Source organism: Sphingomonas soli NBRC 100801 (assembly GCF_001591025.1).
GTDB classification, from domain to species: domain Bacteria; phylum Pseudomonadota; class Alphaproteobacteria; order Sphingomonadales; family Sphingomonadaceae; genus Sphingomonas; species Sphingomonas soli.
This window is the reverse complement of sequence record NZ_BCTZ01000001.1, coordinates 195,165-207,980: the sequence shown is the minus strand read 5'-3', so window position 1 is coordinate 207,980 and position 12,816 is coordinate 195,165. Positions and strand designations below refer to the sequence as shown.

The following is a 12,816-nucleotide window of genomic DNA, read 5'->3' as shown; positions in this document are numbered from 1 at the left end:
TGGGGACAAGGTTTCAAACACTCCGCCACTCGGTGCTGCCGGGTGCAGTGCGAAGGCGCATCCTGGCAGGATGCAATCATCCCCCAGTGCGTGACCAAAACCAGCCCCCCGGCCGGAGAGCGCCATAGCTCAGGCATGGCTTTGCGTCATCTCATTCATTTGTACAATTTCAGCGATCTATTCTGATTTCCCAATAATCTACGCGGTAACGCTCGACTAACAGCCTAGTTGATGTCCTGCCGCCGGAAGCTAACGAATGTGATCAGCCCCAGCCCCAGGATCCACGCGGCGAGCACCGCGAACGAAAATGCCTGGGGATAGACGATCACCGTACCGTCCATCAGCTTTAGTTGAAACGCCGCTCCCTTTTGCGCCCAGTTCGCGACGTTCTCCAGATGATAGCCCGGAAGCACGCGATAGGGCACAGCCAGCCAGGTCATCCCAAGGGCGCTCAGCGCCTGCACGATCTTGCCGAACAGATCGTCCATGGTCACCGCGACGATGGTGATGATGCACGAAGCCAGGGTCGATCGCGTAAGGATCGCCGCCAGGCTCGCATAAAGCGCGGTGAGCACCACCGGGATGATGCCGAGCGACAGGATCTGGAAATGCCCGCTCAGGATGCCGAACGCGGTAACGTCTGTGGGCACCGGCTCGGGCAGCAGGCCCGCCCGCACCAGCGTCACGAGCACCGTGGCTAAAGCGGCGAGGAACCAGGCGAGATAGAGGAAGCCTGTCGCGACCAGATATTTGGCGGTCAGCAGCTTCCATCGCGCCGCGTGCGGCACCACCAGCTTCCAGGTGTTCCAGCCATATTCGCCGGCGAACACCACTGCAAAATAGGCGCCGATCAAATAGCGGAACAACGCCATTGACGGGATGTGCCAGACGAAGGCCGTATCCGCGATCCATGCCGCGGCCGTCACAGGGTCGTCCGCTGGGGCGGGAGCGCCCCACAGCTTAGAGAGCAGGCCGATGATCAGCGCCACGGTGATAACGATCGGGTAGACCCAGACGAGCAGCCAGGTCGCCTTGTGCGGCAGCAGCTTGCGCTTTTCGGCTGCGATCAGATTACGCATCGGCCGCCTCCTTGTTGGTGATCGCAAGGAAGACTTCCTCCAGCGAGCGTTGGGTCGGCGCCATGCTGAACACTTCGATTTGAGCCGCCACCAGCCTGCGCAGGATATCGGGCGCGTCCTTGGCCTCCGCACGCACCAGCAGCCCCTGCCCCGCGATTTCGCACGGCCAGCTTGCCGAAAGCACTGTCTGCGCCTGTTCCTGTGGCGTGGCCACGATCCGCAGGCTGGTTTCTTCGTGGAGCAATTCCGTCACGGTCGCCTCGCGGATCAGCATGCCGCGATCGATGATCGCCACCCGGTCGCAAAGCTGCTGCACTTCGTTGAGCAAGTGGCTGGAAAGGAACACCGATTTCGTCCCGTCGGCCACGAGTCCGCGGATCAGCGCGCGCATCTCCTGGATGCCTGCCGCGTCAAGACCGTTTGCCGGCTCGTCGAGGATGATCAGGTCGGGGTTGTTGAGCAATGCCGCCGCGACGCCCAGCCGCTGGCGCATGCCAGTCGAATAACCTTTCACCTTGCGATGCGCGTCCCGCGTGAGCCCGACCTGCGCGAGCAGCCCCTCGATGCGATCGTCATTTTGCCCTTCGGTTCGGGCAAGTACTTCCAGATTCCGCCGCCCCGAAAGGAACGGATAGAATGCCCCGCCATCAACCAGCGAGCCCACGCGCCGCAGCGGCTGGCCGATGTGGAAGTCCTCACCGAACAGGCGGATCGCGCCGGATGTCGGCGTGATCAGCCCCAACAGCATCCGGATCGTCGTGCTCTTGCCCGCGCCGTTCGCACCCAGAAAGCCATAGACCTCGCCCGCGCGCACGGTCAGCGACACGTCCTGCACCGCGCGCACGCCGCCGCGTCCATAGGTCTTGCTCAGTCCCGCGACCTCCAGGACCGCCGCACCTTCACCGATCTGCAATTCGCCGCGCTCCCTGCTCAGTGCGATCGAGTGTGCCGTCATTCGCCGCGAGCGCAAGCGCCAAAGTACCCCGCGCGCCTTCATAGACGCGGCCCGCTCGTCTGTTGCGTGACCGGAATTAAATGATATGTTGCATCATCACACGATGAGGAGAGATGTCATGGCGAATGTGGGCACTTCCGAACCCACCTACTTCAAGACACTCAACGTGACGCCGTTCATCGATGTCATGCTGGTGCTCCTCGTGATCATGCTTCTCAGCCTGCCCGTTGCCACCCACAAGCTCCCGCTGGACCTGCCAAACGGGCCGCCAAAGGCGGCGCTTGAGGAACCGCATCTTTTGCATATCGACAAAGCCGGCGCGTTGTCGCTCGACGGTCGCGCAATCCCTGACGAGATGCTGGCCGCCACGCTGGCCGCGATCCGGGATCGCCCGGGGGCGGTGCTTCAGATGCATACCGATCCCGACGCACGATACGCCCGGTTCGATGCCGTGCTGGCCGTCGTCAAGCGTGCGGGGATCACCCGGCTGGGCTTTGTCGGGCACGAACCCCTGCCCGATTAGTCGCCGCGATGGGCGCGGGCGCACTCGACGATCAGGCCGCGCAACCAGATGCTCTCGCGCGATGTATGAACGCGCGGATGCCACGCCAGTGATAAATCGTGCGAAGGGAAATCGAGCGGCGTGTCGGCGATCCTGATCGAATCGAGAAAGGTGTTCGCCAGACGCTCTGGAAACATCGCGACCATCCGCGTTTTTGCGACGATCGTCGGCACGATCGAGAAATGCGAGATGCGCATGGCGACATGCCGCTCGAAGCCTTTGGCCGCCAGATAGCTGTCGATCAGGTTCGGGTAGATCGGCCGCTCGCTTTCCAGCCCGATATGATCCAGTTCGAGGAACCGTTCGAGCGTCAGCTTGTCCTGTAGATCGGGATGATCCTTCGCCCCGATCACAACGATCCGGTCGTCGAGGAGCTTTCGCCGGTGCCACGCGCCCGGTAGCGAGCGCAGCCATCCGATCCGCATGTCGTACTGGTCGGCATCCAGATAGGCGAGGTCGGTCTGCCGGTTCGGGATGACCGCGACGGACAGCCGTATGTTCGGAGCGCGCTCGCGCAGAGTGGCCGCGATGTCCGGCAGCAGCACCTGCCCGGCATGATCGGTGATCGCGAGCTTCAACACCGCATTCGATCGTTCGGGATCGAACTCGCCGGTGCGGAACAGGTCGACCATCGCCGGAAGCGCGAGATCGAGGCGCAGCCGCAGCGCTTCGCCCTGCGCGGTAAGCGCGAAACCGCCGCCGTCCCGCACCAGCAGCGGATCGTCGAAGATCCTGCGCAGGCGCGCCAGCGTGTGACTCATCGCGGGCTGCGACAGCCCCATCTCGCGCGCGACGCGGCTGAGATTGCGTTCGGTCAGCAGCTTCTGGAGCGCAATTAGCGTACCGATGTCGAGCTTGCGAACATTCGCTGTGAGAATATCGAGCATGCTACTCATGCATTGGATTATATCAGACGCCGCCGCTAGTTTCATCACATAACAATGGTGCCGTGCACCTGGGTGGAGAGAGGAAGGTTGGCCGAGACTGCGAGACAGGAGTCACTAGGCGAGGTCCGCGCGAGCAATCGCGGCGCGCTGGATCTGCTCGCAGATGCGGTCCAGCTACGAACCTTGCTCGACCGGCTCACCCCTGCGGCCTTCACCGAACCCACCGGGTTTAAGGGCTGGACCGCCAACGATATCCTTCGCCATCTGCTGCGCGGAAATGAGGCCGCACGGCTCTCGATCACCGACCCACAGGCGCTTGAGGCGATGATGCGCGGCGCGCGTGACCTGTCTGCCGAAGAGCGGCGCGCGCGGGAACAGGCCTTCGCCAATCATGCCGCCGGTCCGGTGCTGGTCGATGCCTGGTTCGATAATCTCGCGCGCACAGTAGATCTGTTCCTCACCGTCGATCTGGCAGAGCGCGTGCCCTGGGCGGGCGTCTCGATGAGCGCACGCTCGCTTTTGTCGGCGCGGCTGATGGAGCAATGGGCGCACGGTCAGGCGATCTATGATCTGGTCGGCGTGGACCGCTGCGAAACCGACGGGATCGAAGCTGTGGCGATCCTCGGGGTCAATACGTTCAGCTTCACCTTCCGCAATCGGGGCATGCTGCTGCCCGAACGCGCGCCCCAGGTTCGGCTCGCTGCGCCATCGGGCACCGAATGGGTTTTCCATGCTGACAACCAGGACGATGTCGTCAGTGGTTCCGCCGTGGAGTTCTGCCGCGTCATCACGCAGGTGCGCAATATCGCCGATACCGGGCTCTCTGTCACCGGGGCGGTCGCGCAGGATTGGATGGCGATTGCACAATGCTTCGCCGGCCCGCCGCACCTGCCGCCCGCCCCGGGGGAGCGGGTTGCCGCCGCCCGTCTCCGCACCGATCTGCTCTCCGAACCTGAAGGACCCTCCGCCGCATGAATGGCTGGCTGTCACCCTATCGCGTGATCGACCTTACCGACGAGCGCGGCCTGCTCGCGGGCAGCATGCTCGCCCGCCTGGGCGCCGAGGTGATCCAGGTCGAACCGCCGCATGGCAATCGCGGACGTCGCACCGCCCCTTTCGATGCCGAGGGGCGTTCCTGCTACTGGTCAGCATTCGCCGCCGGCAAGAAGAGCGTGGTGCTTGACCTGGCCGACGCAGGGAACCGCGAACGCTTCCTCGCGCTGGTCGCAACCGCCGATTTCCTGATCGAGAGCGAAACGCCGGGCTATCTCGACTCGTTGGACCTGAGCCGTGAGCAGCTTCGCGCGGCGCGGCCCGACCTGATCCACGTCTCGATCACGCCGTTCGGCTCGGACGGGCCGAAGCGCCACTTCGCCGATGCCGAGCTGATCCTCTGGGCGGCGGGCGGCCCGCTGCATCCCAATCGCGACAATAATGGGGTGCCGCTGCGGATCAGCGTGCCCCAGGCCTATCTCCACGCCGCCGCGGACGCGGCTGCGGGCGCGCTCATCGCGCATCTCGCCCGGGTGACGAGCGGCCGGGGCCAGCATGTCGACATCTCGGTCCAGCAAAGCGTGACCCAGGCAACGATCGGCTCGCATCTCGCGGCGGCGGTGGGCCATGCAGGCTTCAGCGTCCTCAATCCGCCGCAGACGCCGGGCACCAAGGCCAAGCTCGATCTGTCCGGCAGCGGATCGCGCACGCGCCGCTCGAAATGGGTGGTGCGCGATGGCCTGGTCGAGATGCATCTCGGAATGGGCCCGGCGACCGGCGAGCGCACCAACAACCTGTTCGCATGGATGCGCGAGGCAAACGCCCTCCCCGCCGAGCTCGACGACTGGAACTGGGTGACCTTGCCCAAGCGACTTGAATCAGGAGAATTGAACGAGGAGTCGCTCGAATTCGCGCGCGGCGCAGTCGCGCGCTTCCTTGCGGACAAGACCAAGGTCGAGATCCAGACCGAAGCACTGGCGCGCAAGCTCCTCGCCTCGCCGATCAACGATGTGGGCGATCTGCTGGCCAGCGAGCAGTTGATCGCGCGCGGCGCCTTCCAGACCGTCACCGAGGGCGATTGCACGCGCACCATCCCCTGGGCCTTCGCGCACGGCCCGGACGACATGTTCGCCCAGGCATCCCCCGCCCCGCAGCTCGGCGCGGACACCGCCGAGATCCTCGCTCAACTTAGCAATACGCAGGAAATTGACGCATGACGGCGAACGCGCTCGCCGGGCTGAAAGTGCTCGATCTCGCCTGGGTGGTCGCCGGCCCCGCAATCGGGCGGTCGCTCGCCGATTATGGCGCCACCGTTGTCCGCGTCGAATCCTCGACCCGGATCGAAACCGCGCGCTTCATGGGGCCCTTCCCCGATGGTTTCGCCGATCCCAATCGCTCGGCGCTGTTCGGCACCTATAATGCCGGAAAGTTCGGCATCTCGATCGACCTGCGCAGCGAAGGCGGACAGGCGGTGCTGGAGGATCTGGTGCGCTGGGCGGACGTGCTGGTAGAAAGCTTCGCCCCCGGCCAGCTTGCCCGCTGGGGCATGGCGCCAGACCGGTTGCACGCGATCAACCCCCGGCTGATCGGCCTCAGCTCCTCGCTGATGGGCCAGACCGGCCCTTATGCGAACTTCGGCGGCTATGGGAATATGGGCGCTGCGGTCGCCGGGTTTCAGACAATCGTCGGCTCGCCCGACGCGCTGCCGATCGGCCCCTATGGACCCTATACCGATTATGTCGGCCCGCGCTTCGGGCTGGTCGCGCTTCTTGCCGCGCTCGATCAGCGCCGCCGCACCGGCGAAGGTTGCTGGATCGACATCGCACAGGCGGAATCGGGCGTCCAGTTCCTCGCCCCCCAGATCGCGCACGGCGCGGCGACGGGCGAATATCCGGGTGCCAACGGCAATCGCGACGCCAGCTTCGCCCCGCACGGCGTGTTCCGCTGCAGCGGCGAGGACGAATGGATCGCGATCGTTGCGCGCGACGATGCTGAATGGGAAACGCTCGCGGGGCTGATCGGCGGAGACGCCACCGACGCGCGCTTCGCAACGCTGGCGGGCCGCAAGCAGGATGAGGACCGCCTCGAATCCATCGTCGCGGGCTGGACCGCAGGCCGCAGCGCCGCAGAAATCGAGGCCGAGTTGCAGGGCCTTGGCATCCCCGCCCACCGCGCCTCGTCGAGCGAGGACATGTTGGCCGATCCCCAGCTTCAGGCGCGCGGTCATTTCGTGACCCTGCCGCACCCGCTGGGGGGCGAAAGCGTGTTCGACGCGAGCCGCTACACTTTGTCCGAAACCCCGGCCCGCTACCCGCGCACCGCGCCGCATTTCAATCGCGACCGCGATTTCGTGCTGCAGGATCTGCTCGGCTACGAAGCCTCGCGCGTGGCGGAGCTCGACGCGGCAGGCATATTGCGGTGAGCCCCTAGCGGGCGTCCCAGCCCGCAAGTATCGCCCGCAGCGCCGCGACCAGAGCCAGCGGCTGATCCGCCATGATGTGATGCGCGGCGTCCGGTATCTCCACCTGGAACGCTGCGGGTGCGAGCCTGCGCATCGCCGCGCGCTGCTCGGCGTCGCCCAGTACCGAATGCTCGCCATATAGGCAGGCCATCGGCCGCGTGACTGACGATAGCGCCTCGCTGAAGCTCGAAATATCGAGCTGGCGCCAGATCTTCGGATCGAAGCGCCATGTCCAGCCGCCCGGTGCCGGCATCAGCGAATGCTCGGCAATGAAGCGCGTCACATAAGGGGGCGCTTCCTGCCGCGGCATCAGCCGGAACCGCGCCATCGCTTCCTCGCGGCTGGCATAGACGGGCATGCCATCCTTTTCGGGCTGCGGCGGCCGTGGCTTGGCGATCGCGAACGTATCGACGAGCACAAGCCCGCTTACTGCGTCCGGATAGCGCGCCGTGCATGCCGCTGCCGGCACCCCACCGAACGAATGCCCTACGATAAAGGGCGCAGCGCCCGATTCCGCCAGCCCGGCGGCGTCGATCGCGTCGCGCGCCTCGCCCGCATAATGCGCGACGCTATACTGGTCGCGGCGCGCAGAGCCGCCCATGCCGGAAAGCGAAATGGCGGCCACCCGGCGGTCTCGCGCCAGCAGCGGCGCGGTCCAGCGCCACCAATCGGCATGCGCGCCATTGCCGTGCAGCAGCAGCACGCCGGGCCTTCCGCGCTCGCCCCAGGTGAGCAGCTCGATCTCCGCGCCTGCGCTTTCAAACCGCGTGCGCTCCGGCGCGTGCGCCACCGCCGCGTCGAACCACGCCGGTGCCACTTCGCATAGCTGTCCGTTCATTCTGCTTCCCAAAGGCGTTTCAATCAAACCGCGCGGAAACCGACTCTAAAGCCGTAGCGACACGCCGCCATCGACCACCAACTCCGCGCCCGTGCACATAGCCGCGCCTGGCCCGAGCAGGAAGCAAATCGCTTCCGCCACATCCTCCGCTTCCACCCAGCGGCCCAGCGGAAACTGAATATCGAGGCGCACCGAACCCTCGGTCAGCGCAGTGCGCACCGGCCCCGGCAACACCGTGTTCACCCGAACCCTGGAACCCGCGAGCTCGAACGCCGCCTGCCGCGAAAGTGCCACAACACCCGCTTTGGCTGCCGAATAACCGGCACCACCGAGCGGGGATACGTGCCGCGCCGCCAGCGATGCGACGTTGACGATCGCCCCGCCCTTCTCCTGCGCGGCGATCAGCGGCGCAGCGGCGGAAAGGCAGTGAAATGCCCCGTCCAGGTTGAGCGCCACCAGCCGGCGCCAATGCGCCTCGTTAAGATCGAGCAGCTTCGCCCCCGCCCCGCCGCCGGCATTGTTGACCAGCATATGCAGTCCGCCGGCCTCGTCGGCGATTTCGCGAAAGGCCGCCGATACCGCCGCCGCATCGGTGATATCGAGCTTCCGCACGATGGCCCTGTCGCAGTCCGCCGCGACACGGTTCGCGGACTCCCCGTCAATATCGAGCAATACGACGCGCGCGCCCAGCCGCGACAATTTCCGCGCCGTCGCAGCGCCAATTCCCGAACCTGCGCCCGTGACGGCGGCGATCTGTCCCTCAAACGGCTGCACGTTCTTCCCTTGGATTGAAGCCAGCCACGGGATGCGGCCGGTATTGCGCTTCCAGGCGGCCAACGGTCGCTTCGTCCAGCTTGGTCTGCACCGCGGCCAGCGCAACGTCGATCTGTTCGGGCGAGGTCGCACCAATCACGGATACGGCGCCGCGCGCACGCAGCCATGCCAGCGCCACGGTTGCATGGGACAGGCCCGTTTCCGCCACCACCTCGTCCAGCGTAGCAAGCACCGGCGCATCCAGCTCCGCCTCGAAGCGCTCGCTTGCAAACCGATCGTGGGTCAGCCGCGTGGCGTCGGCCTGCGGTCCCGCCAGATAGCCCCGCGCGAGCGGCGACCAGGCGGTGTAGCCCACGCCTTCCTCCTCGCAGAGCGGGATCATCTCGCGCTCTTCCTCGCGGTACAGCAGGTTATAGAGGCCCTGCATAACCACGAACGACGCAAGGCCGCCTGCCCGCTGCATGCCCAGCGCCTTCATCATCCGCCATGCAGACATCGACGATGCGCCGATATGGCGTGCGCGGCCGCTCCGGACGATCTCGTCGAGCGCCTCCAGCGTTTCCTCTATCGGGGTTTCGGCATCCCAGCGATGGATCATCAGCACGTCGACATAGTCGGTGCGCAGCCGCCTCAGGCTGGTATCGAGCGACGACAACATGTGCTTGCGCGAAAGCCCGCGATCTTCGGGGCCGTCCCCGGTCGGAAAATAGACCTTTGTCGTCACCGTCACCTGGTCGCGCTTTCCCAGACGGGCCAGCGCATCACCCAGCCGCGCCTCGGCCAGGCCGCGTCCATAGGTCGCCCCCGTGTCGAACGAATTGATGCCCTTGTCATAGGCATGCCGGATCAGCGGCCAGACGGCCTCGCCTCCCATGTTCCAGGCTGCCGCCGACGGGTCCCCGAACGTCGCCGTACCCAATATCAGCGGCGGCACGCTCAGCTCTGAGCGGCCCAGGCGAACCTGCTCCATCATTCCCTTAGATGTCGTTGTGTGGATTGAACAATTTGGGATGCGCCACGCCTTCGATCTGAAGGGCGTCGACGGCTGCACGAACTTCGTCGGCACGGTCGAGCAGCGCAAGCGCGCCCGCATTTTCCTCGACATCCTCGATCCGCGTCGCGCCGACCAGGCCGGTCGCCAGGTTCGGGTGCGACAGGGTAAAGGCCAGCGCCAGTTGCGCCGCGCTCGCGCCGAAGCCCGCCGCGATCTCGGCAAGCATGGGCTGCCGTGCCCGTATCTCTTCGCGAATGCCCCCGGAATCGCGCGCGATATTGCGCTCGACCGGCTTCACCCCCGCCGCATAATCCGGCGGATCGACGCGGTCGCGCTCCAGGTGGCCGCCCAATATGCCGCCTTCCAGCATGTGCGCGGCGCACAGCCCGATGCGCCCTTCGGCAAACAACTCGGCATAGCCCGGCCCTTCGACCACGCCACGCCGCATCACATTATACTGCATCTGCAGCATCGCGGGCGCCGGCCAGCCCTTGGCATCGGCCAGCGACAGCGCTGCGCGGGCTTGTTCGGGCGTGAAATTGGTCACCCCCCATGCCCGCGCCTTGCCAGCCTTCACCAGCGCGACGACTTCGCCGATGAACGCTTCGAACTCCAGCCCCTCAGTGGGGCGCGAGACCAGGACCATGTCGACATGGTCATGGCCCAGCTTGACGAGCGAGCGATCCAGCTGATCGCTGAAGCTCTCATGCGGATATTCCCACAGCCAGAGCTTCTGGGCGATCAGGTAGGAATCGCGCGGTCGCCCGATATCCGCCAGCGCCGCGGCAACCGCCTCCTCGGTGTCGGGCTTGTCCCAATAATAGCCGACGTCGAGGAGGTTGATGCCGAGGTCGAAGGCCCGCGCGAGCAGCCCCGTCAGCTCGGACCGGGAAACGCGCGAGAACGTGTTCCACGATCCGAGTGACAACCGGGAGACCGGCGGCAGATCGGGGCTGATCGTGCGGTACAGCATCAGAAGCGGAGCGTGACCGTGCCAGCCACAAGCCGCGGATCGCCCGGCTGGGTGATCTCGATGCCGAAGATCGAGCCCTTCTGGTGATAAACCAGATAGCGATGGTTGGTCAGGTTGGTGCCTTCCACGCCGATCTCCAGGTTGGGCATGCCCGCCGGGGAGAAGCTGGCGCGCGCGCTGAGCAGCGCGTAGCCCTTCTCCAGCGAGATCGTATCGCCGATCGTGAGGAACTGATCGCTGCGATAGCTCAGATCGCTGCGGATCATGAAGCGGCCGACGCTCGTCTCCTTTTCATACTGGATGCCGGGGGTGAACGACCATTCCGGCACGTGCGGCAGCTTGGTGCCGTAGGTGATGCCCGCCGTAATCGCGCCTGCCGCCAGTCCAACGAAGCGGTTGTGCGTATAGCCCGCGCCGAGGTTGAAGCGGACGTCGCCCAGGCGTGCTGCCAGTTCGGCTTCGAAGCCGTACAGCTCGGCCGTGCCGCCGTTCGAGGTCAGGTTGACCACGCCGCCGGTCGGGCCGGGGACGATCACGTTGAGCTGGATGTCCTTCCAGCGCGACACGAAGCCCGCCAGGTTAAACGTCACGCGGCGATCCCAGAACTGGGTCTTGGTGCCCAGTTCGAAGGTCGACAGCTTTTCCGGATTGTAGATCGGCGAAGCCATGGTCGCGGTGGGGTTGCCGAAGCCGCCGCTCTTGAAGCCCGTCGAGTAGCTTCCGTAGAGCATCACGTCCTGGCTCGGCTTCCAGTTCAGGCCAACCTTCGGCGTGAACGAGTTCCACTCGGCGGTCCGGGTCTGCAACGGCGTCTGGACGACGTTCCCGCGCTCGGGCAGCGTCACCAGCACGGTGAACGACTTCTTGTCGTGGTTGTAGCGCGCACCGAGCGACGCTTCGAGGTTCGGCAGCAGTTCCAGGTCGAACTGCGCGAACGCCGCATACGACTTTGCGAGGTAGCGCTGGTACGTGTAGGTATCACGCGCGTCCGACGCGGTGCCGGTGATCTGGTACACGCCGTGGAAGTTCAGGCTGTCCTTCCGCGAGCGGCCGGTCTCGTTGAAATAGAAGCCCCCGACCAGGTAGCGCAGGCTGCCCAGCTTGCCGCCGAACTGCAGCTCCTGGCTGAACTGGCGGTCGTTGATCTTCTCCGCGGTGTGCGAGATCGTGTACGGGCTCTGGTCGCCGTCCGTCTGGATGTGCGTGCGCAGCGCGCGCAGCGCCGTGATCGACTTGATCGTAATCGCGTCGGAAGGCGAATAGGTCAGCGTCGCCGCGCCGCCGCCGATGTCGTAATCGTCCTGCAGCGGGCTGGCGCTGGAGGTGTTGTACGAACCCGGATGCGTGAAGAAGTGCGGATAGGTCGTCCCGGCCGCCAGGCCGAGCTGCGCATTCTGCACCGGCGCCGCGATCGTGTTGAAGCGCACCAGGTTCGCCGGAAGCGCGCCGGGCAGAACCGACGCCGCCTGCGCGACCGAACCCAGGTTGCGCTGCTTGCTATAGTCGGCGCGGACGTCGAGCGTCAGGTCGGGTGCGATCTGCCAAAGCGCGCCGCCGCGCAGGACCAGCCGGTCTTCGCCGTTCAGCTTCTCGCCAGTGAAGACGCGCTTGGCGAAGCCGTCCATGCTGAAATAGCTGGCCGAAAGCTTGATGCCCAGCTTGTCCTCGATCACCGGCAGGTTGACCGTGGTGATGATGTCGGCGCGGCCATAGGAGCCATAGCGGCCGGTGATGCGGCCTTCCACGTCGCCGCTCAGCTTCGGCGTGGTCGTCAGCACGTTGATCGCGCCGCCGATCGTGTTGCGGCCATAGAGCGTGCCCTGCGGGCCGCGCAGCACTTCGATGCGCTCGATATCCGCGACGCTCAGCAGGCCGCCGAGCGTACGGGCGAGATAGACGCCGTCGATATAGATGCCCACGCCCGGATCGGTCGGGAACGCATAGTCGCCCGTGCCGACGCCGCGGATCCAGGCGGCATAAGCCGCGCCGCCGGCGCCGGGACGGTTGGTGTTCGTGAACTCTACGTTCGGCATGAAGTTGGTGATCGTCTTGAGGTTCACCACGCCGCGTTCGGCCAGCGATTCACCCGAGATCGCGACGACCGAGATCGGCGTATCCTGCAGGCGTTCTTCGCGGCGCTGTGCCGTGACGATGATGTCCTCGCTGTCGAACTCCTGCGCCGATGCCGGTGCGTCCGGAGCCACTGCGGCGTCCTGGGCATATGCGGGTGCCGCCATCGCCAGCGCGATGGCTGCTAGTGAAACAGCTGTAATACCTTCTTTCTTCATTCTTCTTCTCCC

General features: G+C 65.5%; 12 protein-coding genes. 4 read left to right on the top strand and 8 right to left on the bottom strand.

Annotated elements, in window-relative coordinates; all coding sequences use genetic code 11:
- Positions 1-224 precede the first annotated feature (224 nt).
- Together SSO01S_RS01015 and SSO01S_RS01010 are read right to left on the bottom strand one after the other, a co-directional pair.
- Positions 225-1,079 carry an ABC-2 transporter permease gene (locus tag SSO01S_RS01015; RefSeq protein ID WP_066793819.1) on the bottom strand — a complete coding sequence of 285 codons (855 nt, stop codon included), beginning with the start codon at positions 1,077-1,079 and terminating at the stop codon, positions 225-227.
- A complete protein-coding gene (locus SSO01S_RS01010; protein ID WP_083942759.1) occupies positions 1,072-2,034 on the bottom strand; it encodes an ABC transporter ATP-binding protein in 963 nt (320 codons plus the stop codon). The genes SSO01S_RS01015 and SSO01S_RS01010 overlap by 8 nt, the downstream gene beginning before the upstream one ends.
- 118 nt (positions 2,035-2,152) lie before the next feature.
- On the opposite strand from SSO01S_RS01010, the gene SSO01S_RS01005 reads away from it, so the two are divergent.
- Complete coding sequence (locus tag SSO01S_RS01005) at positions 2,153-2,557, top strand: ExbD/TolR family protein (RefSeq protein ID WP_245646541.1); 405 nt, start codon at positions 2,153-2,155, stop codon at positions 2,555-2,557.
- Here the strand turns inward: SSO01S_RS01005 and SSO01S_RS01000 are convergent.
- Positions 2,554-3,492, bottom strand: a complete 939-nt coding sequence (locus SSO01S_RS01000; RefSeq protein ID WP_245646540.1) for a LysR family transcriptional regulator — start codon at positions 3,490-3,492, stop codon at positions 2,554-2,556. The genes SSO01S_RS01005 and SSO01S_RS01000 overlap by 4 nt on opposite strands.
- Before the next feature lie 78 nt (positions 3,493-3,570).
- Between SSO01S_RS01000 and SSO01S_RS00995 the strand changes: the two genes are divergently transcribed.
- From SSO01S_RS00995 to SSO01S_RS00985, 3 genes are read left to right on the top strand one after another with little or no spacing between them, the layout of a single operon-like run.
- Positions 3,571-4,458 (top strand): maleylpyruvate isomerase family mycothiol-dependent enzyme, encoded by an 888-nt coding sequence (locus tag SSO01S_RS00995; RefSeq protein WP_066793813.1) that lies wholly within the window; start codon positions 3,571-3,573, stop codon positions 4,456-4,458.
- Positions 4,455-5,693 carry a CoA transferase gene (locus SSO01S_RS00990; RefSeq protein WP_066793804.1) on the top strand — a complete coding sequence of 413 codons (1,239 nt, stop codon included), beginning with the start codon at positions 4,455-4,457 and terminating at the stop codon, positions 5,691-5,693. Before SSO01S_RS00995 ends, SSO01S_RS00990 begins: the two co-directional genes overlap by 4 nt.
- Complete coding sequence (locus tag SSO01S_RS00985) at positions 5,690-6,898, top strand: CaiB/BaiF CoA transferase family protein (RefSeq protein WP_066793801.1); 1,209 nt, start codon at positions 5,690-5,692, stop codon at positions 6,896-6,898. The genes SSO01S_RS00990 and SSO01S_RS00985 overlap by 4 nt, the downstream gene beginning before the upstream one ends.
- 4 nt (positions 6,899-6,902) lie before the next feature.
- Here SSO01S_RS00985 and SSO01S_RS00980 read toward each other — a convergent pair whose 3' ends face one another.
- Genes SSO01S_RS00980 through SSO01S_RS00960 form a run of 5 tightly spaced genes read right to left on the bottom strand, consistent with a single transcriptional unit; the run spans position 6,903 to position 12,804 of the window.
- On the bottom strand, positions 6,903-7,775 hold the full coding sequence (locus SSO01S_RS00980; protein ID WP_066793798.1) for an alpha/beta fold hydrolase: 873 nt from the start codon (positions 7,773-7,775) through the stop codon (positions 6,903-6,905).
- A 45-nt stretch (positions 7,776-7,820) separates the two neighbouring features.
- Positions 7,821-8,549: an SDR family NAD(P)-dependent oxidoreductase gene (locus SSO01S_RS00975; RefSeq protein ID WP_066793795.1), complete on the bottom strand. Its 729-nt coding sequence runs from the start codon at positions 8,547-8,549 to the stop codon at positions 7,821-7,823.
- Complete coding sequence (locus SSO01S_RS00970; protein ID WP_066794243.1) at positions 8,536-9,519, bottom strand: aldo/keto reductase; 984 nt, start codon at positions 9,517-9,519, stop codon at positions 8,536-8,538. The genes SSO01S_RS00975 and SSO01S_RS00970 overlap by 14 nt, the downstream gene beginning before the upstream one ends.
- A gap of 7 nt (positions 9,520-9,526) precedes the next feature.
- Positions 9,527-10,516, bottom strand: coding sequence for an aldo/keto reductase (locus SSO01S_RS00965; protein ID WP_066793792.1), 990 nt, complete (start codon positions 10,514-10,516; stop codon positions 9,527-9,529).
- Positions 10,516-12,804 carry a TonB-dependent receptor gene (locus SSO01S_RS00960; protein ID WP_083942756.1) on the bottom strand — a complete coding sequence of 763 codons (2,289 nt, stop codon included), beginning with the start codon at positions 12,802-12,804 and terminating at the stop codon, positions 10,516-10,518. Before SSO01S_RS00960 ends, SSO01S_RS00965 begins: the two co-directional genes overlap by 1 nt.
- Positions 12,805-12,816: the final 12 nt, after the last annotated feature.

Excerpts from the sequence above, each read along its gene's own strand:
- SSO01S_RS00985 (WP_066793801.1), top strand. The coding sequence starts at position 5,690 with ATGACGGCGAACGCGCTCGCCGGGCTGAAAGTGCTCGATCTCGCCTGG.
- SSO01S_RS00980 (WP_066793798.1), bottom strand. The coding sequence starts at position 7,775 with ATGAACGGACAGCTATGCGAAGTGGCACCGGCGTGGTTCGACGCGGCG.
- SSO01S_RS00990 (WP_066793804.1), top strand. The coding sequence starts at position 4,455 with ATGAATGGCTGGCTGTCACCCTATCGCGTGATCGACCTTACCGACGAG.
- SSO01S_RS00970 (WP_066794243.1), bottom strand. The coding sequence starts at position 9,519 with ATGGAGCAGGTTCGCCTGGGCCGCTCAGAGCTGAGCGTGCCGCCGCTG.
- SSO01S_RS01010 (WP_083942759.1), bottom strand. The coding sequence starts at position 2,034 with ATGACGGCACACTCGATCGCACTGAGCAGGGAGCGCGGCGAATTGCAG.
- SSO01S_RS01015 (WP_066793819.1), bottom strand. The coding sequence starts at position 1,079 with ATGCGTAATCTGATCGCAGCCGAAAAGCGCAAGCTGCTGCCGCACAAG.
- SSO01S_RS00965 (WP_066793792.1), bottom strand. The coding sequence starts at position 10,516 with ATGCTGTACCGCACGATCAGCCCCGATCTGCCGCCGGTCTCCCGGTTG.
- SSO01S_RS01000 (WP_245646540.1), bottom strand. The coding sequence starts at position 3,492 with ATGAGTAGCATGCTCGATATTCTCACAGCGAATGTTCGCAAGCTCGAC.
- SSO01S_RS00960 (WP_083942756.1), bottom strand. The coding sequence starts at position 12,804 with ATGAAGAAAGAAGGTATTACAGCTGTTTCACTAGCAGCCATCGCGCTG.
- SSO01S_RS01005 (WP_245646541.1), top strand. The coding sequence starts at position 2,153 with ATGGCGAATGTGGGCACTTCCGAACCCACCTACTTCAAGACACTCAAC.